This is a genomic window from Sphaerimonospora sp. CA-214678, from assembly GCF_050942215.1.
Classification (GTDB): domain Bacteria; phylum Actinomycetota; class Actinomycetes; order Streptosporangiales; family Streptosporangiaceae; genus Sphaerimonospora.
Window position 1 is genome coordinate 5,211,240 of the sequence record NZ_CP192056.1, and the last position, 26,200, is coordinate 5,237,439.

General features: G+C 67.2%; 22 protein-coding genes and 3 rRNA genes. 9 read left to right on the top strand and 16 right to left on the bottom strand.

The genetic code is table 11. From position 1 onward, the window contains the following. Nucleotides 1-262 precede the first annotated feature (262 nt). The gene (locus tag ACQP1K_RS23255; protein WP_433497816.1) at nucleotides 263-640 is read left to right on the top strand and encodes a thioesterase family protein; all 378 of its coding nucleotides are present in this window, start codon (nucleotides 263-265) and stop codon (nucleotides 638-640) included. A gap of 136 nt (nucleotides 641-776) precedes the next feature. Here ACQP1K_RS23255 and ACQP1K_RS23260 read toward each other — a convergent pair whose 3' ends face one another. From ACQP1K_RS23260 to aroA, 6 genes are all read right to left on the bottom strand, one after another. Next, the gene (locus tag ACQP1K_RS23260) at nucleotides 777-989 is read right to left on the bottom strand and encodes a biotin/lipoyl-binding carrier protein (protein ID WP_433497817.1); all 213 of its coding nucleotides are present in this window, start codon (nucleotides 987-989) and stop codon (nucleotides 777-779) included. 32 nt (nucleotides 990-1,021) lie between these two features. Then, a complete protein-coding gene (locus tag ACQP1K_RS23265; RefSeq protein ID WP_433497818.1) occupies nucleotides 1,022-2,359 on the bottom strand; it encodes an acetyl-CoA carboxylase biotin carboxylase subunit in 1,338 nt (445 codons plus the stop codon). Between the two features lie 210 nt (nucleotides 2,360-2,569). Continuing rightward, a complete protein-coding gene (locus ACQP1K_RS23270) occupies nucleotides 2,570-3,847 on the bottom strand; it encodes an HD-GYP domain-containing protein (protein WP_433497819.1) in 1,278 nt (425 codons plus the stop codon). Then, nucleotides 3,844-5,199: an HD-GYP domain-containing protein gene (locus ACQP1K_RS23275; protein ID WP_433497820.1), complete on the bottom strand. Its 1,356-nt coding sequence runs from the start codon at nucleotides 5,197-5,199 to the stop codon at nucleotides 3,844-3,846. The genes ACQP1K_RS23270 and ACQP1K_RS23275 overlap by 4 nt, the downstream gene beginning before the upstream one ends. A 649-nt stretch (nucleotides 5,200-5,848) precedes the next feature. After that, entirely contained in the window at nucleotides 5,849-6,901 is a 1,053-nt protein-coding gene (gene rsgA, locus ACQP1K_RS23280; protein ID WP_433501626.1) for a ribosome small subunit-dependent GTPase A, read from the bottom strand. Between the two features lie 49 nt (nucleotides 6,902-6,950). After that, the gene (aroA, locus tag ACQP1K_RS23285; protein ID WP_433497821.1) at nucleotides 6,951-8,273 is read right to left on the bottom strand and encodes a 3-phosphoshikimate 1-carboxyvinyltransferase; all 1,323 of its coding nucleotides are present in this window, start codon (nucleotides 8,271-8,273) and stop codon (nucleotides 6,951-6,953) included. 74 nt (nucleotides 8,274-8,347) lie between these two features. Here aroA and ACQP1K_RS23290 point away from each other — a divergent pair, with 74 nt between their 5' ends. Further along, the gene (locus ACQP1K_RS23290; RefSeq protein ID WP_433497822.1) at nucleotides 8,348-9,100 is read left to right on the top strand and encodes an SOS response-associated peptidase; all 753 of its coding nucleotides are present in this window, start codon (nucleotides 8,348-8,350) and stop codon (nucleotides 9,098-9,100) included. Nucleotides 9,101-9,243: 143 nt separating this feature from the next. Continuing rightward, nucleotides 9,244-9,579: a TraR/DksA family transcriptional regulator gene (locus tag ACQP1K_RS23295; RefSeq protein WP_433497823.1), complete on the top strand. Its 336-nt coding sequence runs from the start codon at nucleotides 9,244-9,246 to the stop codon at nucleotides 9,577-9,579. Between the two features lie 60 nt (nucleotides 9,580-9,639). On the opposite strand, the gene ACQP1K_RS23300 is transcribed toward ACQP1K_RS23295, so the two are convergent. Beyond that, the gene (locus ACQP1K_RS23300; protein ID WP_433497824.1) at nucleotides 9,640-10,380 is read right to left on the bottom strand and encodes a class I SAM-dependent methyltransferase; all 741 of its coding nucleotides are present in this window, start codon (nucleotides 10,378-10,380) and stop codon (nucleotides 9,640-9,642) included. 212 nt (nucleotides 10,381-10,592) lie between these two features. Between ACQP1K_RS23300 and ACQP1K_RS23305 the strand changes: the two genes are divergently transcribed. The 3 genes from ACQP1K_RS23305 to ACQP1K_RS23315 all read left to right on the top strand — a co-directional run bounded on the left by ACQP1K_RS23305 (nucleotide 10,593) and on the right by ACQP1K_RS23315 (nucleotide 12,554). After that, complete coding sequence (locus ACQP1K_RS23305; RefSeq protein ID WP_433497825.1) at nucleotides 10,593-11,234, top strand: sigma-70 family RNA polymerase sigma factor; 642 nt, start codon at nucleotides 10,593-10,595, stop codon at nucleotides 11,232-11,234. Continuing rightward, nucleotides 11,231-11,497, top strand: coding sequence for a mycothiol system anti-sigma-R factor (gene rsrA, locus ACQP1K_RS23310; RefSeq protein WP_055479363.1), 267 nt, complete (start codon nucleotides 11,231-11,233; stop codon nucleotides 11,495-11,497). The genes ACQP1K_RS23305 and rsrA overlap by 4 nt, the downstream gene beginning before the upstream one ends. Before the next feature lie 133 nt (nucleotides 11,498-11,630). Next, complete coding sequence (locus tag ACQP1K_RS23315) at nucleotides 11,631-12,554, top strand: NAD-dependent epimerase/dehydratase family protein (protein WP_433497826.1); 924 nt, start codon at nucleotides 11,631-11,633, stop codon at nucleotides 12,552-12,554. A 19-nt stretch (nucleotides 12,555-12,573) separates the two neighbouring features. Here the strand turns inward: ACQP1K_RS23315 and ACQP1K_RS23320 are convergent, their stop codons facing one another. Beyond that, a complete protein-coding gene (locus ACQP1K_RS23320) occupies nucleotides 12,574-13,014 on the bottom strand; it encodes a YiiD C-terminal domain-containing protein (protein ID WP_433497827.1) in 441 nt (146 codons plus the stop codon). Between the two features lie 80 nt (nucleotides 13,015-13,094). Between ACQP1K_RS23320 and hisN the strand changes: the two genes are divergently transcribed. Then, complete coding sequence (hisN, locus tag ACQP1K_RS23325; protein WP_433501627.1) at nucleotides 13,095-13,904, top strand: histidinol-phosphatase; 810 nt, start codon at nucleotides 13,095-13,097, stop codon at nucleotides 13,902-13,904. On the opposite strand, the gene pstB is transcribed toward hisN, so the two are convergent. The 4 genes from pstB to pstS form a co-directional block, all read right to left on the bottom strand. Further along, nucleotides 13,885-14,661 carry a phosphate ABC transporter ATP-binding protein PstB gene (gene pstB, locus ACQP1K_RS23330; RefSeq protein WP_433497828.1) on the bottom strand — a complete coding sequence of 259 codons (777 nt, stop codon included), beginning with the start codon at nucleotides 14,659-14,661 and terminating at the stop codon, nucleotides 13,885-13,887. The genes hisN and pstB overlap by 20 nt on opposite strands. 5 nt (nucleotides 14,662-14,666) lie before the next feature. Next, nucleotides 14,667-15,572, bottom strand: a complete 906-nt coding sequence (gene pstA, locus ACQP1K_RS23335) for a phosphate ABC transporter permease PstA (protein WP_433497829.1) — start codon at nucleotides 15,570-15,572, stop codon at nucleotides 14,667-14,669. Next, a complete protein-coding gene (gene pstC / locus ACQP1K_RS23340; RefSeq protein WP_433501628.1) occupies nucleotides 15,569-16,528 on the bottom strand; it encodes a phosphate ABC transporter permease subunit PstC in 960 nt (319 codons plus the stop codon). The genes pstA and pstC overlap by 4 nt, the downstream gene beginning before the upstream one ends. A gap of 197 nt (nucleotides 16,529-16,725) precedes the next feature. Beyond that, entirely contained in the window at nucleotides 16,726-17,832 is a 1,107-nt protein-coding gene (gene pstS / locus ACQP1K_RS23345) for a phosphate ABC transporter substrate-binding protein PstS (RefSeq protein WP_433497830.1), read from the bottom strand. A 170-nt stretch (nucleotides 17,833-18,002) separates the two neighbouring features. Between pstS and ACQP1K_RS23350 the strand changes: the two genes are divergently transcribed. Both ACQP1K_RS23350 and ACQP1K_RS23355 read left to right on the top strand, forming a co-directional pair. Next, the gene (locus ACQP1K_RS23350; protein ID WP_433497831.1) at nucleotides 18,003-18,461 is read left to right on the top strand and encodes a low molecular weight protein-tyrosine-phosphatase; all 459 of its coding nucleotides are present in this window, start codon (nucleotides 18,003-18,005) and stop codon (nucleotides 18,459-18,461) included. Beyond that, the gene (locus tag ACQP1K_RS23355) at nucleotides 18,448-19,260 is read left to right on the top strand and encodes a fructosamine kinase family protein (RefSeq protein WP_433497832.1); all 813 of its coding nucleotides are present in this window, start codon (nucleotides 18,448-18,450) and stop codon (nucleotides 19,258-19,260) included. The genes ACQP1K_RS23350 and ACQP1K_RS23355 overlap by 14 nt, the downstream gene beginning before the upstream one ends. 40 nt (nucleotides 19,261-19,300) lie before the next feature. On the opposite strand, the gene ACQP1K_RS23360 is transcribed toward ACQP1K_RS23355, so the two are convergent. From ACQP1K_RS23360 to ACQP1K_RS23375, 4 genes are all read right to left on the bottom strand, one after another. Continuing rightward, nucleotides 19,301-19,720: a hypothetical protein gene (locus ACQP1K_RS23360; RefSeq protein WP_433497833.1), complete on the bottom strand. Its 420-nt coding sequence runs from the start codon at nucleotides 19,718-19,720 to the stop codon at nucleotides 19,301-19,303. A 285-nt stretch (nucleotides 19,721-20,005) separates the two neighbouring features. Further along, nucleotides 20,006-20,122: ribosomal RNA gene (gene rrf, locus ACQP1K_RS23365) — 5S ribosomal RNA — on the bottom strand. A gap of 76 nt (nucleotides 20,123-20,198) precedes the next feature. After that, nucleotides 20,199-23,306 (bottom strand): 23S ribosomal RNA (locus ACQP1K_RS23370). A gap of 588 nt (nucleotides 23,307-23,894) precedes the next feature. Further along, nucleotides 23,895-25,414, bottom strand: a 16S ribosomal RNA gene (locus ACQP1K_RS23375). Together the 16S, 23S and 5S rRNA genes form the textbook arrangement of a ribosomal RNA operon. Nucleotides 25,415-26,200 lie beyond the last annotated feature (786 nt).

Below are 26,200 nucleotides of genomic sequence, written 5' to 3' on the forward strand. Positions count from 1 at the left end.
TAGCGGTTATCAGCCCGTATCGCCGTGCTTCGAATAACGGTCTGGTCAGCTTCTCGGGGTCACCTGGACGACCACGGCGGCGGCAGCGCGGACAGAAGCGGAAGAACACCTCGTTCCCACGGCCCGACGGGTCGTGGGAACGCCTTCAGCCGCCGGCCGACCACGGTGATCAAAGTGGAAATTCACGATATCACCCCGGCCGCCCACCGCCGATCCGCGCCAGCGGCGCAGCCTCGTCCCGCGTCCTAATAGGCTGACGTACATGAGAGTTGTCCCTGGTCTGCGCGCCGAAGTCCTCATCATGGTCGAGCGTGAGGACACCGCCATCAGGGTCGGCAGCGGCGACGTCCCGGTCCTCGGCACCCCGCGGCTGCTGTCGTTCGCCGAGGGTGCCATGGTCAAGGCCGTGCAGCCCTACCTGGAGCCGGGGCAGACCACCGTGGGCACGAAAATCGCACTCGATCACCGCGCGCCCAGCCCGGTCGGCATGCACGTCGAGGTCAGCGCGGAGCTGGTCGAGGTGGACGGCAGGCGTCTGATCTTCTCGGTCGAGGCCGTCGACAAGAACGGGACGCTGGTCGCCACTGGGCGGGTCGAGCGGGTCATCGTCGACCGCGAGAGGTTCCTCGCCCGCCTGTGACACTCGCCTCCGGACCACCCCGCCTGTGACACTCACCTCCGCACCCGTCCATGACGGCTACCCGTGTTTCCACCTGTGGGCCGTCTGTGCGCCGCGTGTGACGACCCGCGTGGACCGTCGGCCCGGGACGCCCGTCCTACTCGATGACGGCGATCAGGTCGCCCTCCTGGACGACGTCGCCCTCGGCCACCTTGAGCTGCGCCACGACACCGGAGTCCTCGGCGATGACCGGGATCTCCATCTTCATCGACTCGAGGATGACGAGTGTGTCGCCCTCCTCGATCGTGTCGCCCTCGCTCACGACGATCTTCCAGACGTTCGCCACCATCTCGGCGCGCACCTCGGCCACCCGGAACTCCCCTCAATCAGCGATCCAGCGGATCAAACTCGCCTCATCCGGGCGACCAGCCCGGTGTCATAGTCCCCGCTCACGAACTCGGGGTGGTCCAGCAGCTCGGCGCAGAACGGCAGGTTGTGCTTCGGCCCCGCCAGCTTGAAGGCCGAAACGGCGGTACGGCCGCGGGCCAGTGCCTCCTCCCTTGTGGCGCCGTGAACGCAGAGCTTGGCCATCAGCGGATCATAGAACGGCGTGACCATATTGCCCGCGACATATCCGGAATCGATGCGAATGCCTTCACCGACCGGCTCCTCCCACGTGTCGATCTTCCCTGGTCCGGGGAAGAACCGCTTGGGATCCTCGGCGTACACCCGAAATTCGATGGCGTGCCCGCTCGGGGGGCCCACCTCGACCGGGAACACCTCACCGGCCGCGATCCGGATCTGCAGCTCGACCAGGTCGAGTCCGGTGACCAACTCGGTCACCGGGTGCTCCACCTGGAGGCGGGTGTTCATCTCCAGGAACACGAAGTCCTGCGCGTCGGCGTCCACGAGGCACTCCACCGTTCCGGCGCCGCGATAGCCGACCGCCTCCCCCGCTCGTACGGCCGCGGCCAGCATCCGCTCGCGCAACTCTTGGGTGATGCCGGGCGACGGGCTCTCCTCGACGACCTTCTGGTGCCGCCGCTGGACCGAGCAGTCACGCTCCCCCAGGGCCACCACCGTGCCGTCGGCCAGACCAAGGATCTGCACCTCGACATGCCGGGCTCGCTCGATGTAGCGCTCTAGCAGGATCGCCGAGTTTCCCCCGAACCTGGCAGCGGCGCGGGCCGCCTGATCGAAGGCCTTGACCAGGGATGCGTCGTCACGTGCGACGCCCATGCCGATGCCGCCGCCACCACCGGCCGCCTTCACCATGACCGGGTAACCGATCCGAGCCGCCGCTTCGAGGGCCTCCGCCTGGTCGGCCACCGGCTCACGGGTGCCGGCCGCGACCGGCACACCGGCGCTCTCCATCAGGTTCCGGGCGTTGATCTTGTCGCCCATACGCTCTATCGCGTCGGGATCGGGACCGATCCAGGTGAGGCCCGCTTCGGTGACCGCACGGGCGAATGCCGCATTCTCGGCGAGGAATCCGTAGCCGGGGTGAATGGCCCGCGCTCTCGTGGCACGGGCGGCGTCGATGACCTTACCCGCGTCGAGATAGCTCTGGGCCGGGCCGGCCGGGCCGAGGAGCACGGCGTCGTCCGCCTCGCTCACGAACGGCAGGTCGGCATCCGCCTCCGAGTGGACCGCGACCGCGCGCAGCCCCATGTCTTTGACCGTACGGATGATCCTCCGGGCGATTTCGCCGCGATTGGCGACGAGAACTGAGTCGAACACGCAGTCAACCCTATGGTGATCTAGCGGTCCGCTCCCCCGCCTGATTCCGACTGAACCAGCGGGGCGAAACTGTAGGGTCGCCACAATAACCATGCCCTCGGCGCGGCGTACAACGGCTTCCAGTAAGACATCTGCTACAACCGTTGCTGCAACCGTGCCGGCCCGAGGTGTCCGACTGACGGTGTCCTGCGCGCGACGGGACACGGCCTGTCAGACACCCCTTGGGTCGAGATGGTCGATCGCCCGCGCCATCGCCTCCACGACGGCGGGGTCGTACTCGCCGCCCACGCCCAGGCGGAGCCGTTCGAGCGCGGCGCCGGCCCGGTCCCTGTCGGCCGAGCCGCCCACCAGATCGTCGTAGGCGTTGGCCGCCCTGATGATCCGGCTCGCCAGCGGGGGCGAGTCGGCGACGGGGTCGCACTGCCGCCGGACGATCTCCGCCACGCCGTGGAGGACTCCGGTCTTCCTGATCACCTCGGCGCCGAGCTCGGCGATCCGGGCGGCCTGCGCGGGGTCGGCCAGCACCGTCGCCCCGCCCGGGATCGGATCGCGCAGTGAGAGCTGCCCGATGTCGTGCATGAGCGCGGCGTACTCCAGCTCCAGCAGCTGCGGCTCGGACAGGCCGAGCTCACGTCCGATGGCCAGGGAGAGCCTGCTCACCCGGCGTGAGTGCCCTGGCTCGACATATCCGCCGACCTCGGTGACCCGGCTGAGCGCGCGCACGGTCTGGAGGTAGGTCGCCCGGATCCCCGCGTACTTGCGGAAGGCGACCTGCGTGACCAGCAGAGGCGCCGCGAAGGCCGGCAGCGCGGTCAGGTCCATGCTGTGCGAGGCGAGCGCGAGCAGCATTCCTGATGCGGCCACGGCGGCGCCGAGCGGCGCCGCCATCCTGATCTCGTCCCGTACGGTGACGCCGAACGCGGTCCGCACCTGCTCGGACCGCAGCATCGCCGCGATCATCACGTCGGCGGCGAGCATGACCGTGCCGAGCACGGCCATCACGCCCAGCGCGGGCCACCAGTTGTCGCGGAGCGCGATCTCCCGGAGGAAGCCGGTCATCGGCCGGTAGGCGAAGGCCAGCAGCGACCCGGCGAGCAGCCGCCGGGCCATCGCGTCGAGCCTGGGCGGGCGGCCGACCGCCAGATGCGGCAGTCCGCCCGAGATCATTCCCACCGCCATCACCGCGACGACCTGGAGGGCCGGGTGGTCGGCCGGGCGGCCGCCGACGTCGAGCAGCAGGGCGTAGCCGAGAGAGGCCGCCGTGGACACCGGGGCCACCTCACGGTTGCCCGGCATCGTCAGCCGGGCCAGCTCCCCGGCCGCGATGAGCGCACCGAAGCCGAGCGCCACCTGGGAGTCGACCAGGCCGACCGCCGCCGTGTGCGCGATTCCCGCGACGGTCAGCAGCACGGCCGCGAAGATCAGCAGGAGGTGCCCCGACTCCAGACCGTACGGCGACCTCGCCGCCACCATCCGCCGCTGTCTCATCGCTCCGACGCCACCTGGATGGGAGTGGTGGGATCGTCGTGATCCTTCACGGTGGTCTCGACGGCCACGCCGTCGGGCGGCTCCGGCATGGTCTGCGCGTGCCACCAGCCGTCCCGTTCCAGCGCCCTGACGAAGGTGTCCACCATGACGGGGTCGAACTGGGTCCCGGCGTTCTTGCGCAGCTCGGTCGTCGCCTCCCCGATCGACTTGGCCTTGCGGTAGGACCGGTCGGACGTCATCGAGTCGAACGCGTCGGCGACCGCGATGATCCGGGCGAACTCCGGGATCTCGGCTCCGGCCAGGCCCATCGGGTAGCCCTTCCCGTCGAACTTCTCGTGATGGTGCATGATCCCGGCGAACGCCTCGTCGAGGAAGTCGATGCCCCGCACGATCTCCAGCCCCCGCATCGGATGAAGCTGGATCGCGGCGAACTCCTCCTCGCTGAGCTTGCCCTCCTTCTGCAGCACCTTGGTCGGCACGCCCAGCTTGCCCACGTCGTGGAGCATCCCGGCGTACCGGATCGCCTGCAGCCGCTCGGTACCCATGCCGAGCTCCTCGGCGATCATGGAGGATGCGGCCGAGACGCGGGTGCAGTGCCCCCGGGTGTAGTAGTCCTTGGTCTCCACGGCCTGGCACAGCGCCGCGATGGTCGCGTCGTACGACCGCTGCTCGGCGTGGTAGTGCCCGAGCGCCCAGCGGGCGACGAACAGCGGGAGCAGCACGAGCACGGTCGAGATCGACTGCACCGTGGCCCACAGGGCAGCGATCAGCAGGCCGAACACGGCGTACCCGACGTACGACCCGAGGAACTGGACGGTCGCGCGCAGCGGCACCTGGTTCCTGCCGACCTCGGAGGCGAGTTGCAGGATGCCCGCGGTGAGCAGGAAGTTGATCAGTACGAATGCCCCGGTCGCCGCGCCGAACGGCACGAGGATGCCGGGGAAGTCCGCCGTCCTGGGCAGACCGGGCACGCCCCCCGCCCATTCGAAGGCCCGACCGGCGGCGTAGCCGCAGATGGCGTACTGCGCGCCGTTGAACAGTCGTTTCACCAGCGAGAGCCCGGGACGTACGTTGACCAGGGCCATCAGACCGACCAGGGCCGCACCCTCGGGGCCGACCAGCACGACGGCGGCCAGCGCGGCGGAGTAGCTCACCGACACCGCCACGTGGGGCACGTTGAGCAGGGTCGGCACGGACTCGCAGAGCAGGAAGAGCAGGGCCAGCACGAGGAGTGTGGCCCAGTCGAGGCCGGCGACGAGGCCGGGCGTGCTGATGCTGTGCGCGACCAGGAGACCGGCGACCCCGATGAGCGCGACGAAGTAGACCCTGGCAGGCCACGGAAGTTCCCGCAATGCGGCCACCTCGGCTTAGAGAGGAGCCCGCGACCCCGCGATCTGCTCACAGATGATCAGCCACAGGGGCCACGGGCGCGGGTTGGGCATGTCGACAGACACTCCCTAGATCCAGGAGATTCCCTGGGTGGTCCCGGTGACCGGACCGGCCAGAGCCAGGACCGGCGCGAGTAGCGTCAGCGCCACGATCAGCCTGACGACGATCTTCCCAAGCATGTGCCGCCTCCACATTCGTTCGCCAGATCAGGCTACAGAACGGGACACCCGACCTCAGGGATGTCGAAGCATCGCGGCCAAACCGTAATCAAGCCATCACACCCCGTTGAATTGCCCGAGTCTGTCGTGGTTGACGCAGGGTACTCCACGACTGCGCCGGATGCCGTGCGGTGGCTGCCAAGCGGGTCACCGGGCGTCGGGGTGGCGTGACGAGATGCCGGGCCGGAATCCGGGACAAACGGCTCAGCCCCTGCTGCAGGCCCCTGTTGGTCCGCCGGGGCTTCTTTGATTCACGGTGATTCCGACTCACTGCTACTGGCGACGAGACGGATTCGAGACGCCTACCACCGAGCGCCGAACAGCAGGCGTCCCCCAGCTTGTTCTGATCTTGGGCTGGACCGTCCCCGAGATCCGCGCTCCGCGCGCGGGTTCATCAGTCGTCGTCGGTGGTGCCCTCGCGGCTGGTCAGCAGGCGCCGCAGCGACTCCAGCCGGGTGGGCTCGGCGTGGCCCTCCGCGACGAAGCGGTCGAGTGCGCAGTCGTCGCCGAGATGGGTGCAGCCCTTGGGACAGTCGACCGTGGCGTCGATCAGATCGGGGAAGGACGCCAGCACGGTCTCCACCGACACGTGGGCCAGGCCGAACCCGCGCACGCCCGGCGTATCGATGATCCAGCCGCCCTCGGGGAGCTCCAACGCGACGGCCGACGTCGAGGTGTGCCTGCCCCGCCCGGTGACCGCGTTGACGTGCGAGACCGCCCGCCCGGCATGCGGCACCAGCACGTTGACCAGGGTGGACTTCCCGACGCCGGAATGCCCCACCAGCACGCTGATCCGGTCGGTCAGCCGATCGCGCAGCCCGTCGAGCGGACCGCCCTTCGCGACCACCACGTACGGCACGCCGAGCGGCTCATACAGCGCCACCAGCTCGTCGGCCGGAGCGAGATCGGCCTTGGTCAGGCACAGCAGCGGCTCGATGTCCGCGTCGAACGCCGCGACCAGCAGCCGGTCGATCATCCGGGGGCGCGGCGGCGGATCGGCGAGCGCGGTGACGATGACGAGCTGGTCGGCGTTGGCCACGACCGGCCGCTCCACGCCGTCCTCGGTGTCGTCGGCGCTGCGCAGCAGCACCGAGCGGCGCTCCTCCACCCGCACGACCCGGGCGAGCGTGTCGGGCTGTCCGCTCACGTCGCCGACGAGCGCCACCCGGTCTCCCACGACGATGCCCTTACGTCCCAGCTCACGGGCCTTCATCGCGACGACGAGGACCGGCTCGGCGTCCCGCTCCGGCCTGCCGGCCCGGCCGCCTCCGTCCGCGGAAGGCGTGCCGTCATGGCCGACCAGGCAGGTGTACCGCCCGCGGTCGACCGCGACGACGAAGCCCTCGACGGCTCCCTTGTGGGCAGGGCGGATCCGCGTCCGGGGGCGGGACCCTCTGCCCGGCCTGACCCTGACGTCGTCCTCGTCGTAGTGCCGCCGCCTGCTCAGCGCTCGCGCCTCCTCGCGCGTGCGGCGGCCGTACGGCTCGTGCCGCGTCTCACCAGGGGGCCCCGTCCAGCATCGCGGCCCACATGCGGGCGAACTCGGGGAGCGTCTTCGCCGTGGTGGCGATGTTCTCCACCTCGACGCCCGGCACGGCGAGGCCGATGACGGCCCCTGCCGTGGCCATCCGGTGATCGTCGTAGCTGTGGAAGACCCCGCCGGACAGCGGCCTCGGCCGGATCTCCAGCCCGTCGTCGGTCTCGCGGGCGTCGCCGCCCAGGCTGTTGATCTCGGCGGCGAGCGCGGCGATGCGGTCGGTCTCGTGTCCGCGGATGTGGGCCACGCCGCTGATCCGGGACGGCCCGTCGGCCAGCGCGGCGAGCGCCGCGATCGTCGGGGTCAGCTCGCTGACGTCGCGCAGGTCGACGTCGATGCCCCGCACCGTGCCGGCGCCGGTCACCCGCAGGCCCTCGGCCGTCGGAGTGACGCTCGCGCCCATCTCGGTGAGCAGGTCGCGCAGCCGGTCGCCGCCCTGGGTGGTCTCGGCCGGCCAGTCGGGGACGGTCACGGTGCCGCCGGTGACGAGGGCGGCCGCCAGGAAGGGGGCCGCGTTCGACAGGTCGGGCTCGACCGTGACGTGACCGGCGCGGATCGGGCCGGGCTGCACCCGCCACATGTCGGGCTCGGAGTCGTCCACCTCCACTCCGGCCTGGCGCAGCATGTGCACGGTCATCGCGATGTGCGGCATCGACGGGACCGGCGGGCCACTGTGCCGCACCGTCACGCCCTTCTCGAACCGGGCCGCGGCCAGGAGCAGGCCGGACACCATCTGGGAGGAGGCGGACGCGTCGAGCACCACCTCGCCGCCGGCGATCGGCCCGCGGACCGTGAACGGCAGCGCGTCGCCGTCGACGGTCGCGCCGAGTGCGCGCAGAGCCGTCAGGATCGCGCCCATCGGCCGCTTGCGCGCGTGCGGGTCGCCGTCGAAGGCCACCGGGCCGTCGGCGAGCGCGGCGACCGGCGGCACGAACCGCATGACCGTGCCGGCCAGACCCACGTCGATCGACGCGCCGCCCCTGATGGGGTGGGGGACGATCGACCAGTCCACGCTGGAGGGGCTCTCGTTCGACGGCGTCATCTCCGTGCCGAGCGCGCGCAGCGCGGCCGCCATCAGGTCCGCGTCGCGGCTGCGCAGCGCCAGCCGTACCGAACCCGGGGCCTCGGCCAGCGCGGCGAGCAGCAGCGCGCGGTTGGTCACCGATTTCGAACCGGGCAGCCGTACGGTCGCGTCGACCGGACCGGCGGCCGTCGGAGCCGGCCAGAGCGACCCGGTGTCGTTCGGTTCGTCGTCACGTGGTGCGGACTGTGCGGAGACCATGTCCGCAAGCTTATCGACCCGCCCGCCTCCGGAGGGGCCGCGCGTGATCCCGTTGTGGATGGCAGAGTTGTGACATGTGCGGTAGGTACGCGTCTGCGCGCAAGAAGCACGAACTGCTGGAGGAGTTCCAGGTCGAACTGGACGGCGTCCCCGACCAGGAGCTTCCCCCCGACTACAACGTCGCGCCCACCAAGCAGATCTACGCGGTGATGAGCCGGGTCCCCAAGGTCGACGGCGAGAGCCTGTCGGACCGCCCGGTCAGGCAGCTGCAGATCGTGCGGTGGGGGCTCGTCCCGGCCTGGGCGAAGGATCCCTCGATCGGGTCACGGCTCATCAACGCCCGGGTCGAGACGGTGGCGGACAAGCCCGCGTTCCGCCGGGCGTTCGCCGCGCGGCGATGCCTGCTCCCGGCCGACGGCTACTACGAATGGATGCCGGTCGAGGGCAAGAAGAAGCAGCCCTATTTCATCCACCCGGCCGACGGCGGCATGCTCGCGATGGCCGGGCTGTACGAGTTCTGGAAGGACCCGGAGCGGGCGGACGACGACCCGCTCAAGTGGCTGTGCACCTGCACTGTGATCACCACCACCGCCGAGGACGAGGTGGGGCACATCCACGACCGCATGCCGATGACGATCGAGCGCGACCGCTGGGCAGAATGGCTCGATCCGCGGACCGAGGACCCCGCCGGGCTGCTGGTCGCCGCCGGTCCCGACCGGCTGAGGGCCCACCCGGTCTCCACCGCGGTGAACAACGTACGCAACAACGGCCCGGAGCTGCTCGAGCCGCTCGACGGAGATCCGGAGAAGACGGAGGCGCTTTTCTGACCATCCCGACAGGAGAGGGGTGTAAAAGGGCGCTGAACTGGGCATCCGTGAGGAAAGTGATTTACCCGCGGTGACCGGCTCGACCCGTCAGGAGGCCGGGGCTCCAGGCGGTTCCCCCCACACTCTCCCGGAGGTGCGGACTCGTGGACGACGCGACCGTGCGCAGGCGCCTGGAAGGCATGCTCCAAGAGCTTGACAGGTCCATCAGCGTGCTCACGGGGGACGGCACCGACCTGCGGGACGGTTCGGCGGCGGACGGCGGCGCCCATCTCAGCGATTCCGATCGCACCCGGGCCATGCTCGACGTGGCCGCGCGGCAGCGCGCCGCAGTGCTCGCCGCGCTCAAGCGGCTCGAAGACGGCCGCTACGGGCGGTGCATCGACTGCGGCGGCACCGTACCCGAAGGCAGGCTGGAGGCGCGTCCCGAGGCCGCACGGTGCGTGCAGTGCCAGGCGCGGGCCGAGCGCCGTCGCCGCTGAACGACGCTCACAGCCCCGTCGTCCCAGGGACCTGTCACAGGGGCCTGTGACAGAGGCTCGTCACAGCGGCTTGCGCGCGCTGGCGACGAGGTGGATGCCGACCGTGTCGTCGCCGTCGGCCTCGGACTCCAGCTCCGTGCGCACCAGCCAGGCGAGCGAGCGGCTCTCCGTGCTCAGCACGTGATCGACCATCGAGGGAGACAGCACGGTGCGCGGGCGGATCCACTCCGTCTCCAGTCCGGCCATGGTGATCAGCTCGCGCATCTGAGCGCTGGTGAAGCACCGGGTGATGCTGCCGTCCGGCCACGGGACCAGCATGACCTCGCCGGTCTGGCGGAGATGCGCCCAGTAGTTCTGCTCGGCGAGTATCGCCATGCCGAGCACCAGCGAGTCGACGCACAGCAGTGCCCGTCCGCCGGGCTTCAGCACACGCGCCACGTCCTCCATGACCGACTCGGCCATGATCTCGACCGACAGGACGCGCTGCTCGGCGACTATCCCGTCGACGCTCCCGTCCGGCAGGAAGCTCAGATCGTCGGCGCGCACCTTGTGGATCCGGTCGCAGGCCGCCCTCAGCCGGGGTTCCGCCGGACGGCGGAAGTCCACCACCTCGATCACCCGATGGCCGGCGCGCGCCGCCTGGGCCGGCCATCGGCTGCGGCCGCCGGACAGATCCAGCAGAAGGGAGGGGCGAGTGGGGAGCCACTGTCTGAGCTGCTCGGCGACCACGGCATGATAAAAGGTCCAATAAGGCCCGAGGGTGCCCGAGCCGTTGAGTTCGGTGGCCGGGATAGGCAGCACGAGCGGCTCCTGGACGTCGGTTACCGGGCTCCAGCCGGTACTTGGTTTCTTTCCCCACCCGGGGGCGTTCATCACCTGAAACTGCACCGGGAACAGACTCTACGCCTGCCCTGTTGCAGTTGGGCATGAAGACGTTGGTGCTGCCAGAAGTCCCGCGGCCGGCCGCTCGCTCCGGCCCGGTATCCTCGGCTGGGTACGGCGTTCTGAAGGAGGTGGGTCCGGTCGCCAAGACGGCCGAGGAGACTCTGGAACAGCGCAGTGAACGGTTCGAGCGCGACGTCATGCCGTATCTCGACCAGCTTTACTCCGCAGCACTCCGGATGACCCGAAACACAGCGGATGCCGAAGACCTCCTACAGGAGACCTTCGCCAAGGCCTTCGCCTCCTTCCACCAGTTCCAGCAGGGGACGAACCTCAAGGCCTGGCTGTATCGCATCCTCACGAACACCTTCATCAACAGTTATCGCAAGAAGCAGCGGGAGCCCAAGCAGTCCGGCGCCGAGAACATCGAGGACTGGCAGCTCGCACGGGCCGAGTCGCACATGTCGACGGGGCTCAAGTCCGCCGAGATAGAGGCACTGGAGCACCTCCCCGACAGCGACGTGAAGGACGCGCTGGCCGCGATTCCCGAGGATTTCCGCATCGCCGTCTATCTGGCCGACGTCGAGGGCTTCCCGTACAAGGAGATCGCCGAGATCATGGGCACTCCGATCGGGACCGTGATGTCGCGTCTGCACCGGGGGCGGCGGCAGTTGCGGACCCTGCTCCATGACTACGCGCGCGAACGCGGACTCGTGCGGGCGGACTCCCCTGCCGGAGGTCCCGACGGGTCGCTTGGGGAGGAGAAGCGATGAGCTGCGGGCGGCATCACGACACGCCGTGTAGCGACGTACTGGACCGTGTGTACAGCTACCTCGACGGCGAGTTGGACAGCAGCCGCTGTGCCGAGATCCGGCAGCATCTCGACGAGTGCGGGCCCTGCCTGGAGGAGTACGGCCTGGAGCAGGCCATCAAACAGCTCGTGGCCAAGAAATGCGGCTGCGACCCCGTCCCCGAGGACCTCAGGGCCAAGGTCCTGTCCCGCATCGCCCAGCTCCGCGCCGAGCTGGCCGACTGAACCGACCGGCCCTCAACGGGCCGGGATGTCCTACCCGCCGGTTAAGATCTGCCGTCTAGGGAATGTCCTGCGGATCTTCGCCGCCTGCGAGGGCCGGCCGGACACGACCTGAACCTTCGAGGGAGGGCGGGACATGCGGGCACTGGTCACGGGCGGAGCGGGGTTCATCGGATCGAACCTCGTCGATCGGCTCCTGGCGGACGGCCACGACGTGGCGGTGGTGGACGACATGTCCTCCGGACACAACCGGAACTCCCATGCGCCACTGCACGTCATAGACGTACGGGACCCCGCGCTCGGAGACCTGGCCCAGAGGTGGCGGCCCGAGGTGGTCTGCCATCTGGCCGCCCAGATCAGCGTACGCAGGAGCGTCGCCGACCCACGCGCCGATGCCAGCATGAACGTCGAGGGCACGGTCAACGTGCTGGAGGCCGCCCGGCGGGGCGGCGCACGCAAGATCGTCTACGCGTCGTCGGTCGCGGTGTACGGCAAGCCGGCCGTGATCCCGGTGCCGGGCGACGCCCCCACCGATCCGCGTTCGCCGTACGCCGCCTCCAAGCTCGGCGGCGAGCTCTATCTGGCCACCTATCGGGCGCTGCACGGGCTGGAGTACACGACGCTCGTGCTGTCCAATGTGTACGGCCCGCGGCAGTCGCCGGAGGGTGAGGCCGGGGTCGTCGCGATCTTCACCGACGCGCTGCTGTCCGGCAGGCCCACGGTCGTGTACGGCGACGGCACGCAGACGCGGGACTACGTCTTCGTCGATGACGTCGTCGACGGGTTCATGCACGCCTGCGGGACCGGCGGTGACGGACGGCGCTTCAATCTCGGCACCGGTGTGCAGACCACGGACCGTGAGCTGCACACGCTGATCGCCGAGGCCGCCGGAGCCCCCGACGAGCCGAGGTTCGAGCCACCACGCCCGGGGGATCTGCCCGCCATGGCCGTCGACCCCGCTCCGGCCTTCGAAGGGCTCGGCTGGCGGCCCAGACACGACCTGCCGACCGGGCTCAAGGCCACGATCGAATGGGCCCGCGAGGCCAGGGACCGCGACTGAGCACCCGGCCCCGTTCACTTCACGGCCGGTTCGGCCGCAACGTCCAGACGACGGTCATCTCGGCCACCACGACGCCGTCCGCGTCCAGGATCTCGACCGCGACATCGAATTCGGGCCGTCTCCCCTCGTCGAGCCGCGCGACCACCTCGGCGCGGTCGGCCCGGAGGGTGGCGGAGGCCGTCACCTCGCCCATGGCCGGCCTCCGGTAGTCGACCCGCGCCGTCTTCGCCAACGGCACGGCCCTGGTGAGCTGGTCGGCGAAGGCCGACAGCATGGCCGCGCCGGAGGCCGTCTCGGCGAGCGTGAACATCGCTCCCGCATGCGGTCCGCCGACGTGGTTGTGCAGGTCGGCCCGGTCGGGCATGCGGGCCACGGCCGTACCGGAGCCGGCGGAGTCGAAGGAGATGCCGAGCATTCGCGCGAACGGCACACTGTCGAGGAGGAAAGCCGCGAGGTCCATGAGCGGATATTACCGACGAGTACGGCATGACGCGCGTCCGGCGCTGCTGCGACCAGGTGGCGGCACGGTACCTTGTCCATGTGACGGGACACAGCGACGATCTGCATCTCGCGCATCTGATGGCGGACGCCGCCGATGACATCACGATGCGCCGGTTCAAGGCCGTGGACCTGAAGGTCGACACCAAGCCCGACCTCACGCCGGTGAGCGACGCCGACCGGGCGGCGGAGGAGGCCATCCGCGGCACGCTGCGCCGCGCCCGTCCGCGCGACGCGATCGTGGGCGAGGAGTACGGCAGCACCGGGGACGGCACACGCTCGTGGATCGTCGATCCCATCGACGGCACGAAGAACTACGTGCGCGGCGTCCCTGTCTGGGCGACCCTCATCGCGCTCATGGAGCAGGGAGAGATCGTCGTGGGGGTCGTGTCCGCGCCGGCGCTGCACCGCCGCTGGTGGGCGGCGAAGGGCGGCGGCTCCTGGACCGGCCGGAACCTCACCGAGGCGTCCCGCTGCCGGGTGTCGTCGGTCGGCCGCGTCGACGACGCCTCCCTGTCCTTCTCCGATCTGGGGGAATGGGAGAAGAAGGGCAGGCTCGACGACTTCCTCGACCTCACCAGGGAGGTCTGGCGGACCCGCGCCTACGGGGATTTCTGGTCGCACGTGATGGTCGCGGAAGGCGCGGTGGACGTCTCGGCCGAGCCCGAGCTCTCCCTCTGGGACTTGGCCGCTCTGACGATCATCATCGAGGAGGCGGGCGGCACCTGCACCGCACTCGACGGCGCCTCGCCGCTCGACAGCGCCTCATCGCCCGAGGAGGGCAGCCTCGTCTGCACGAACGGCCTGCTCCACGGCGAGGTGCTCAAACGCCTCAGCCGAAGCGGCCGGTGATGTAGTCCTCGGTGGCCTTCTCCGCCGGGTTCGTGAAGATCTTCGAGGTGTCGTCCATCTCGATGAGCCTGCCCGCCCGCCCCTGGGCGGCCAGGTTGAAGAACGCCGTCCGGTCGCTGACCCGGGCGGCCTGCTGCATGTTGTGCGTGACGATGACGATCGTGTAGTCCTTCTTGAGCTGCGCGATCAGGTCTTCGATCGCCAGCGTGGAGATCGGGTCGAGGGCCGAGCACGGCTCGTCCATCAGCAGGACCTCCGGGCGTACGGCGATGGCCCGCGCGATGCACAGACGCTGCTGCTGACCACCGGACAGGCCCGCCCCCGGCTTGTTGAGCCGGTCCTTGACCTCGTTCCACAGGTTCGCGCCCTTGAGTGACGCCTCGACGACGCCTTCGAGCTCCGAACGGGAGACCCGCCCGTTCAGCCGCAGCCCCGCCGCGACGTTGTCGAAGATCGACATGGTCGGGAACGGGTTGGGGCGCTGGAACACCATGCCGATGGTCCTGCGTACCGAGACCGGGTCGACGTCCGGCCCGTAGAGGTCCTGGTCCTCGAGCCTGACCTTGCCCTCCACCCGGGCGCCGGGGATGACCTCGTGCATGCGGTTCAGCGTGCGCAGGAACGTCGACTTGCCACAGCCGGACGGGCCGATGAACGCCGTGACCGACCGCGGCTCGACCGTCATCGTGATGCCCTCGATCGCCTTGTGCGATCCGTAGTAGGCGTCGAGGTCCGACACCTCGATCTGCTTGGCCATGGTTCCTAGGACCCCTTCCTCGCGGGCGACCGCCACCACCCGATGAGGCGCGCGACCAGGTTGAGCAGCATGACGATCAGGATCAACGTGAGCGCCCCCGACCACGCGCGGTCGATCGCCGCGTCGGTCGGCCGGCCGGCCTGGTCGAAGACGTACAGCGGAAGACCCATCTGCGGCCCGTTGAACGGGTCGTTGTTGATGGAGTCGGTGAAGAAGACGGTGAGCAGCAGCGGCGCGGTCTCCCCGGCCACCCGGGCGACGGCCAGCATGACGCCGGTCGCGATGCCGGTGAACGCCGTGGGCAGCACCACCTTGACGACGGTCCGCCATTTCGGGACGCCCAGGGCGTACGACGCCTCGCGCAGCTCGCGCGGCACGAGCCGGAGCATCTCCTCGGCCGATCTGACCACGACCGGCATCATCAGGATCGACAGCGCGAGCGCGCCGGCGAAGCCGGAGAACGGCATGCCGAGGACGAGGATCCAGAAGGCCAGGACGAAGAGGCCGGAAACGACGGAAGGGACGCCCGTCATGACGTCAACGAAGAAGCCGATGGTTCTCGCCGGCCGTCCGCCCTCGCCGTACTCGACCAGGTAGATCGCGGTGAGCAGACCGATGGGGACCGCGATGAGCGATGCGAGCAGGACCTGCTGCAGTGTCCCGACGATCGCGTGGTAGGCGCCGCCGCCCACGTCCCTGGCCCCGATGTTACGCATCGAATGCGTGAGGAACTCCAGGTCGAAGCGCTGCATGCCGTTCTTGACGACCATCCAGAGCACGGAAGCCAGAGGGATCAGCGCCAGCACGAAGGCCAGGCAGATCAGCACCTGGACCGTCCGGTCCTTCAGCCGCCGTCCGACGGAGACGGGCCGGATTCCGGTCCGTACGGTCGCGCCGCTCGGTGTGGTCATGCCGCCGCCCTCGCGTACTCCTTGCGCCGCGCGATGACGAGCCGCGCGCCCATGTTCACCAGCAGCGTGATCAGGAAGAGGACCAGTCCCGAGGCGATGAGCGCCCCCCGGCCGGTCTCGGTCGCCTCGCCGAAGCCGTTGGCGATGTTGGCCGCGATGCTGTTCCCGCTGGGGCCGAGCACCTGGAACGTGACGGTGAACGTCGCAGGGAAGATCAGCGCGACGGCGATGGTCTCGCCCATGGCGCGGCCGAGGCCGAGCATCGCGGCGCTGATGACGCCGGGACGGCCGAACGGCAGCACCGACATCCTGATCATCTCCCAGCGGGTGGCCCCGAGCGCGAGCGCCGCCTCCTCCTGCGCTTTGGGCACCTGGAGGAACACCTCACGGGAGATCGCCGCGATGATCGGCAGGATCATGATGGCGAGCACGAGCGCCCCGGTGAGCATGCTCCGGCCGACCACCTGGTCGCCCCCGAACAGCGGGATCCACCCGAGGTAGCGGTTCAGGAACTCCGACGGCCCGAGCATGAACGGGACCAGGAAGGCGACACCCCACAGCCCGTAGACCACGCTCGGCACCGCGGCGAGGAGATCTACCACATAGCCGAGTGCCGAGGCGAGCCGCCGGGGCGCGTAATGGGAGATGAACAGCGCCACGCCGACGGCCACCGGGGTGGCGATGACGAGCGCCAGGAACGAGCTGAGCACGGTGCCGAACGCGAGCGCGCCGATGCCGAACGACGGCTCGGCGGCGTTCGGCCGCCAGGTCAGCTCGGTCAGGAAGTTCGAGGTGTTGGCGCGGAGCGCGGGGACGGCCTTGACGACGAGGAAGACCCCGATCGCCGCCATCACCGCCAGGAGCGCGATGCCCGCCCCCGTCGCCGCGAAGCGGAACGGCCCGTCGCCGCGGGCGCCCCCGGTGCCCGCGGCACGCCGACGGGCGGCCCGGCGCATGGCCGGGCCGCCCGTCTCCTCCACTCCGAGCTGCCCGGAGGTCCCCCGCGTCGGCCCGTTTCCGGGCGTACTCGCGGCTCCAGTCCGAGACGGCTCGGTCTGAGGCGCGGGCATGCTCGCGGCGTCGGTCACGGTCCCCCCTACCGGTTCCTCGCCGGAGCCGCCCTGCCGAGTGCGGAATGTCGTGGCCATCGTGATCAGGAGATCGCGTCGACGGCGGCACGGACCTTGCCGACGAGGCCGTCCGGCAGCGGGGCGTAGCCGAGACCGCTGAGCGCCTGCTGACCCGCGTCGCTGGCGGTGTAGGTCAGGAACGACCTGACCAGGTCCGCGTCGGCGGCCGGCAGGCCCTTCTCGCAGGTGATCTCGTACGTCACCAGCACGATCGGGTAGGCACCCGGAGCGTCGGTGGCATAGTCGATCTTCAACTTGAGGTCGTTGCCGGAGCCCACGATCTCGGCGGCCTCGACGGTCTTGCCCGCGCTCTCCGGCGTGAGCTCCACGAACTCGCCCGAGCCGTTGGCGACCTTGGCCTTCTGGAGCTGCGAGTTCTCCGCGAAGGACAGCTCGACGTAGCCGATCGCGCCCTCGGTGCCCCTGACCGCGGCGGCGATGCCGTCCGAGCCCTTCGCGCCCTGCCCCCTGGCCTCCGCCGGCCACGCCTTCGCCGCTTCGTACGGCCAGTCCGACGTCGCCTTCAGGAACTTGGTGAAGTTGTCGCTGGTCCCCGACTCGTCCGACCGGTGGAAGGCCTGGATGGCGGTGGAGGGCAGCTGAGCGTCGGGGTTGTCCGCCTTGACGGCCGGGTCGTCCCACTTGGTGATCTCACTATTGAAGACGCCGGCGAGCGTCTTCGGCGACAGTTGCAGACCGTCCACACCCGGCAGGTTGTAGACGACGGCCACCGGGCCGGTCACCATGGGGAGGTTGATCGCCTTACCGGTCGCGCAGCGCGCGTCCGCCTGGGCCGGCTCCCCCTTCTCGTCGTTCAGGGCCGAGTCCGAACCGGCGAACGCCACGGTACCCTGGATGAACGCCTGAATTCCGGCACCGGACCCGCTCGGCTGGTAGTTGACGCTCACCCCGGGATTCGACGACTGGAACGCCTTCTTCCACTCCGCCATCGCGTTCGCCTGGGCGGACGAGCCCGCGGCGTTGATCGTGCCGGACAGGCCGCCCGGCGTCGGACCCTGAGCCGCCGCGGCGGAGGCACCGGAGGTGATGTTGTCGTCGGTGCCGCACGCGACGAGCGAAAGCACGCCGGCGATGGCGACGGTGGCGGCGAGCCGGCCTGCAGATTTCACGCTTGTTCCTCTCAGTTGCACTGTCAACGAGAGAGACGCTAGGCGGCAAAGGTGAAGCAAAGCCCTGGCAAAGGTGAACGGGCGGTGAATGAGCCAGGTCGATCTCCGTCGCCTGCCCGACCGGCCCCTACCGGTCGCGACCACGGCCGTCATGGGAGAGCATTGAAGGCATGAAACGCGTGTGTGTCGTCTGCCTGGGTAACATCTGCCGCTCTCCGATGGCCGAGGCGGTGCTGCGCCGTACGTTCGCCGAGCACGGGCTCGACGTCGTGGTCGACAGCGCGGGCACCAGCGACTGGCATGTCGGCAATCCAATGGACGAGCGGGCGCTGGCGACGCTCGCCGAGCACGGCTACGACGGCTCGTCGCACCGGGTCCGTCAGTTCGATCCCGCCTGGTTCGCCGAGCGCGACCTGGTCCTCGTGATGGACCGGGAGAACCTACGCGACATCCGCCGCCTCGCGCCCCCGGAGGCCGACGTGCGGCTGCTGCGTTCGTTCGATCCCGCCGCGCCGGAGGGAGCCGAGGTGCCGGACCCCTACTACGGCGGCCCCGAAGGGTTCGTCGAGGCACTCCACATGATCGAGGCAGCGGCGGAGGGGCTGGCCAAGCACCTTGAAAATCATTAGAGACCTGGGCGGAAGCCACGCCTGGACGCTTCACGAAGCCGAGCTCGACGACGGCAGGAGAGCGTTCGTCAAGAAGGGGACCGGATCCGCCGGTTCCACCGGCTTCACCTCCGAGGCGGCGGGCCTGCGCTGGCTCGCCGACCCCGGCGTGGTCGCCGTACCCGACGTGATCGACGTCTCCGAGGACAGGCTCGTGCTCGAATGGATCGAGACCGCACCCGCGACGGCCGCTGCCGCGGAGCGATTCGGACACGAACTGGCCGCCCTGCACGCGACCGGGGCCCCCGCTTTCGGGGCGCCCTGGTCCGGGACCATCGCGCACCTGCCGATGGACAACACCGCCCTGTCCGACTGGCCGTCGTTCTACGTCACCCGCCGGGTCCTGCCGTTCGTACGGCTCGCGCGTGACGACGGCCGGCTCTCCGCCGCCGATGTCGAACTCATCGAGGACGCGTGCGCGTACGTCCCTGACGTGGCGGGGCCGGTCGAGCCGCCCAGCCGGATCCACGGCGATCTGTGGAACGGCAACCTACTGTGGACCGACGGGAAGGTCGTACTGATCGACCCTGCGGCCCATGGCGGCCACCGTGAGACCGACCTGGCCATGCTGGCACTGTTCGGAGCACCGCACCTCAGCGCGATCCTCGGGGCCTACCGCGAGACGGCACCCCTCTCTGACGGCTGGCGTGAACGCGTCCCGCTGCACCAGCTCCACCCGCTCGCCGTCCACGTCTGCCTGTTCGGCGAGGCATACCGGGGCAGCCTGACCACGGCGGCGGCCCAGGTGCTCGCTCTGTGACCCTCGTGGTGCTCCGCGTCGAGGGCAGCGGAGCACCCGGTTACGAGCGGCGTACGGCGGCGCGGGGAGACCACGTCCAGACCAGCACGGCCACGGTGAGGCCGAACAGCACGAGTCCACTCGGAACGTGCGTGCCGAGCATCTCCCAGCTGAAGTGCTGGCCTATGCCGACCAGGAACAGGACCAGGCTGGCCAGAGCCGGCCACCCGGCGCCACGCCCCGGACGCCACACCAGCACCGCCGCGACGATCTGAAGCAGTGCGATCAGGTGAACGACCATGCCGACCATGACATGCGTCTCGGCGAGATCCTCCCCGCCGTTGACGGCCTGACCGGCGTAGGACGCCGCGACCACGAGCCCGAGCGCCTGAGCGACGACCAGAATGCGCAGACCGTGAAGCAGACCTGCGGAGACCTGACGTCGGTCGGCGGGTGCCGCCTGATCGATGACGTTCTGCATGAGATGTGCCCTTCCTATGTGAACGGAGTCGGAGCACATCCTCATCAGCGGGTCGTCTTTCGTCATCATCCCCGAGAGCTACCACGCGTCCGCTCCGGGATGTAGCCGGAAGAGCGGACCCCCCGCACAAACAAAAAAGGGAGGCACCCACGGCCTCCCAACCCACACCCGGCACAAACAAAAAACGGGAGGCCACAACACCCCCCGAACACAGCCCCGCACACGCACAAAGCCCGGAAACGCGTGCAGGCCGCCCCACAAAAGGACGGCCCGCACACAACAATTGTCCGGCGGCGACCTACTCTCCCACACCCCCACGGATGCAGTACCATCGGCGCTGGAAGGCTTAACTACCGGGTTCGGAATGTAACCGGGTGTTTCCCAACCGCTAAAACCGCCGTAACCCCACCAAACAGCCAACCACGGTCCGGTTGCTGCTCGAAAATCACACAGTGGACGCAAACACCGAAAAAGTCTTGTGGTCAAGTCCTCGGCCTATTAGTACCGGTCAGCTCCACACGTTACCGCGCTTCCACTCCCAGCCTATCAACCCCATCATCTACAGGGGGCCTTACCCCAAACGGGTGGGAGACCTCATCTAAAGGCAAGCTTCCCGCTTAGATGCTTTCAGCGGTTATCCCTACCGAACGTAGCCAACCAGCCATGCTCCTGGCGGAACAACTGGCACACCAGAGGTTCGTCCGTCCCGGTCCTCTCGTACTAGGGACAGCCCCTCACAAGTCTCCTGCGCGCGCAGCGGATAGGGACCGAACTGTCTCGCGACGTTCTAAACCCAGCTCGCGTACCGCTTTAATGGGCGAACAGCCCAACCCTTGGGACCTACTCCAGCCCCAGGATGCGACGAGCCGACATCGAGGTGCCAAACCATCCCGTCGATATGGACTCTTGGGGAAGATCAGCCTGTTATCCCCGGGGTACCTTTTAGCCGTTGAGCGACACCGCTTCCACACGCCGATGCCGGATCACTAGTCCCAGCTTTCGCTCCTGCTCGACCCGTCAGTCTCACAGTCAAGCCCCCTTGTGCACTTACACTCACCACCTGATTACCAACCAGGCTGAGGGAACCTTTGGGCGCCTCCGTTACCCTTTAGGAGGCAACCGCCCCAGTTAAACTACCCACCAGACACTGTCCCCCACCCGGATCCACGGGCGCGGGTTAGACATCCAAAACGACCAGAGTGGTATTTCACCAATGACTCCACGACAACTAGCGTCACCGCTTCACCGTCTCCCACCTATCCTACACAAGCCGCCCCAAACACCAATGTCAAGCTGCAGTGAAGGTCCCGGGGTCTTTCCGTCCTGCTGCGCGAAACGAGCATCTTTACTCGTACTGCAATTTCACCGGGCCTGTGGTTGAGACAGCGGGGAAGTCGTTACGCCATTCGTGCAGGTCGGAACTTACCCGACAAGGAATTTCGCTACCTTAGGATGGTTATAGTTACCACCGCCGTTTACCGGCGCTTAAGTTCTCACCTTCGCACCCCGAAGAGTGCTAAGCAGTCCCCTTAACGTTCCGGCACCGGGCAGGCGTCAGTCCGTATACATCGTCTTACGACTTCGCACGGACCTGTGTTTTTAGTAAACAGTCGCTTCCCCCTGGCCACTGCGACCCCCACCAGCTCACAACGCACAGTCGATCACCAGCAGAGGCCCCCCTTCTCCCGAAGTTACGGGGGCAATTTGCCGAGTTCCTTAACCACAGTTCACCCGACCGCCTCGGTATTCTCTACCTGACCACCTGAGTCGGTTTAGGGTACGGGCCGCCACAGCACTCACTAGAGGCTTTTCTCGACAGCATAGGATCACCCACTTCACCACAATCGGCTCGGCATCACACCTCAGGCACATGAGGAGCGGATTTACCTACCCCTCGCCCTACATGCTTACCCCGGGACAACCACCGCCCGGGATGGGCTACCTTCCTGCGTCACCCCATCGCTTACCTACTACCAGCTCAGGCCGAGCGTTCACCCTCACCCGCCACCCGAAGGCAACAGGGGGCTAAGGACTCTTAGTATCACCAGGTTCAGTATGGGCGCACCACAGCGGGTACGGGAATATCAACCCGTCATCCATCGACTACGCCTGTCGGCCTCGCCTTAGGCCCCGACTAACCCTGGGCGGATCAACCTGCCCCAGGAACCCTTGGTCATCCGGCGCAGAAGTTTCTCACTTCTGACTCGCTACTCATGCCTGCATTCTCACTCGCACACCCTCCACCACCGATCACTCGACAGCTTCACCGGACGCACGACGCTCCCCTACCCACCCACACCACCACAACGATGATGCAAGTGCCGCGACTTCGGCGGTATGCTTGAGCCCCGCTACATTATCGGCGCAAAATCACTTGACCAGTGAGCTATTACGCACTCTTTCAAGGATGGCTGCTTCTAAGCCAACCTCCTGGTTGTCACTGCGACTCCACATCCTTTCCCACTCAGCACACGCTTAGGGGCCTTAGTCGACGATCTGGGCTGTTTCCCTCTCGACCACGGAGCTTATCCCCCGCAGTCTCACTGCCACGCTCAACTTACCGGCATTCGAAGTTTGGCTGACGTCAGTAACCTTGTCGGGCCCATCAGCCAACCAGAGCCCTACCTCCGGCAAGCACCACGCAACGCTGCACCTAAATGCATTTCGGGGAGAACCAGCTATCACGGAGTTTGATTGGCCTTTCACCCCTACACACAGATCATCCCCCAGGTTTTCAACCCTGGTGGGTTCGGGCCTCCACCCAGTCTTACCTGAGCTTCACCCTGCCCATGCGTAGATCACTCCGCTTCGGGTCCACAGCATGCGACTCAAACGCCCTATTCAGACTCGCTTTCGCTACGGCTCCCCCACCCGGGTTAACCTCGCCACACACCACGACTCGCAGGCTCATTCTTCAAAAGGCACGCAGTCACATCACACACAAGGCGAACCCTGTATACGCTCCCACGGCTTGTAGGCACACGGTTTCAGGTACTATTTCACAACCCCTCACCGGGGCGCTTTTCACCTTTCCCTCACGGTACTCGTGCACTATCGGTCATCAGGAAGTATTTAGGCTTACCAGGTGGTCCTGGCAGATTCACACAGGATTCCTCGAGCCCCGTGCTACTCGGGACAACCCCCAGCAGTCGGCATGATTTCACCTACCCGGCTTTCACGGTCTCCGGCCGCCCATCCCAGAACGTTCGACTACCACACCGATTTATCACTGCTTGAGAAGACAGCGGTCTCCTCCAGAAGCTCCCACAACCCCGCACACGCAACGCCCGCCGGCTATCACACGCGCACGGTTTAGCCTCCTCCGCTTTCGCTCACCACTACTCACGGAATCACAATTGTTTTCTTCTCCTACGGGTACTGAGATGTTTCACTTCCCCGCGTCACCACCAACCGCCCTATACATTCAGACGGCGGCAACACCACATGACTGGTGCTAGGTTTCCCCATTCGGACATCCCCGGATCAACGTCTGGTTGGCGACTCCCCGAGGCTTAACGCAGCCTCCCACGTCCTTCATCGGCTCCTGATGCCAAGGCATCCACCGTGTGCCCTAAACAACTTGGCCACAAAAGATGCTCGCGTCCACTATGCAATTCACAAACAACAACCAGAAAAACCAGCCCACCCCACCACCAAACACCCGAAACCCACCCACAAGCCGCAACCCCGCACCCCAACGAGCACAAGACCACGACCCATAAGCAAGCCCCAAGCCGGTATGGCAGGAGACCAGCCCCGCACGAAGGAAAAACCACCCACCCCAGACACCCCGCGAAACCCCCCACCCCACACGAAAGCGTGCAACACACACACGCACAACGCGAAAGGACAGAACATCCCACGACGCCCAGAGCAGAACACAGCCGTTCCCTCAGGACCCAACAGTGTGCCCGGACTCTCCCAGCCCGCCCCATGCCTTTCCCACTCCGCAACCCCCACCCCCACACGAATGAAGAGACAGAAACCACGGCGGTACTCACCAACAGACCGACCAGAACAACCCGAATAACCAGTGCTCCACTAAGCAGCACGCCACGCACCGAACACACGCCGGTGACCGCAGCGACACTAGACCAAACCCCCAACACCCCATCCACTCCCACCACGAAGGCAGAAAAGAACAGATGCCACGAGCCGGCCACATGCTCCTTAGAAAGGAGGTGATCCAGCCGCACCTTCCGGTACGGCTACCTTGTTACGACTTCGTCCCAATCGCCAGCCCCACCTTCGACCGCTCCCCCCAAACGGGTTGGGCCACGGGCTTCGGGTGTTGCCGACTTTCGTGACGTGACGGGCGGTGTGTACAAGGCCCGGGAACGTATTCACCGCAGCATTGCTGATCTGCGATTACTAGCGACTCCGACTTCATGGGGTCGAGTTGCAGACCCCAATCCGAACTGAGACCGGCTTTTAGGGATTCGCTCCCCCTCACGGGTTAGCAGCCCTCTGTACCGACCATTGTAGCATGTTTGCAGCCCAAGACATAAGGGGCATGATGACTTGACGTCATCCCCACCTTCCTCCGAGTTGACCCCGGCAGTCTCCCATGAGTCCCCGGCCGGCCGAAGCCGCCGCTGGCAACATGGAACAAGGGTTGCGCTCGTTGCGGGACTTAACCCAACATCTCACGACACGAGCTGACGACAGCCATGCACCACCTGTACACCGGCCCCGAAAGGAACACCCGTCTCCGAGCGCGTCCGATGTATGTCAAACCTTGGTAAGGTTCTTCGCGTTGCGTCGAATTAAGCAACATGCTCCGCCGCTTGTGCGGGCCCCCGTCAATTCCTTTGAGTTTTAGCCTTGCGGCCGTACTCCCCAGGCGGGGCGCTTAATGCGTTAGCTACGGCACAGGAACCATGGAAGACCCCCACACCTAGCGCCCAACGTTTACAGCGTGGACTACCAGGGTATCTAATCCTGTTCGCTCCCCACGCTTTCGCTCCTCAGCGTCAGAACTGGCCCAGCAAGCCGCCTTCGCCACCGGTGTTCCTCCTGATATCTGCGCATTTCACCGCTACACCAGGAATTCCACTTGCCCCTACCAGCCTCTAGCCTGCCCGTATCCACCGCAGACCCGTAGTTAAGCCACGGGCTTTCACGGCAGACGCGACAAGCCACCTACGAGCTCTTTACGCCCAATAATTCCGGACAACGCTTGCGCCCTACGTATTACCGCGGCTGCTGGCACGTAGTTAGCCGGCGCTTCTTCCACAGGTACACGTCAACTTCGTCCCTGCCGAAAGAGGTTTACAACCCGAAGGCCGTCATCCCCCACGCGGCGTCGCTGCGTCAGGCTTCCGCCCATTGCGCAATATTCCCCACTGCTGCCTCCCGTAGGAGTCTGGGCCGTGTCTCAGTCCCAGTGTGGCCGGTCGCCCTCTCAGGCCGGCTACCCGTCGTCGCCTTGGTAGGCCATCACCCCACCAACAAGCTGATAGGCCGCGAGCCCATCCCCAACCGAAAAACTTTCCACCACCACCAGATGCCCGGAGTGGTCATATCCAGTATTAGACCCGGTTTCCCAGGCTTATCCCAGAGTCAGGGGCAGGTTACTCACGTGTTACTCACCCGTTCGCCGCTCGAGTACCCCGAAGGGCCTTTCCGCTCGACTTGCATGTGTTAAGCACGCCGCCAGCGTTCGTCCTGAGCCAGGATCAAACTCTCCAAACAATGTCTGAAAAGAAACCCCAGCCAACACCCACCACCACCGAAACAGCAGTGGATGCCGATCAAAGGAATCCGTCCCCCACACACCCACAAAAAAAAGGGGCGCGCGAGAACGGGGTAATGCATCAAAATGCACTGGCTTTTAGCACACTGTTGAGTTCTCAAGAAACGGACGCGTACACCACCACCCAGACCAGCCGTCAGGCAGACCCAGGATCCGGGGCGTTACATCAGCTTCACTTTGTGTCATCTATTCTCGCCAGTCCCGGAGGATCCTGTCAAACCAGCCCCACCGGCAACCCGGCCAAACCCGCTTGACATCACCCCCGCCACCCGGCGGGAATTCCGACCACCCCTTCCGGGGCAACCCCTCTAACTTACCCGGCCCGACCCCACCACGCAAACCGCGGCGAACCCAAGATCCGAAAAGAAGAGGAGGCACCGAGACCATACCCGGACGAACCACACCCCGTCGAAACGACCGGGAGAGAGATCCGCCGGATCACCCGGCTCAACAAGATTACCAGTGCTGGACACCAACCGCGCACACAACACGGCCACGGTCCCGGACGAGCGAGGACGGGAGAGCCGCCGCGGCCCTCACTCGCCGGCCGGATCCCCACTCCGAAGACGTCTTCATCTGGACGTTCATCGAACCGTGCCCGGCATTTCGGAAAAATGTGCGATGTCCAGGGACAACCAGATCCGCCTCTCAAGCATCTACATAAGCGCCGCGGCGATCTCGCAGGCGAGGCTCGGAGGAACGAGGGGGTGACGGACATGCGAGTC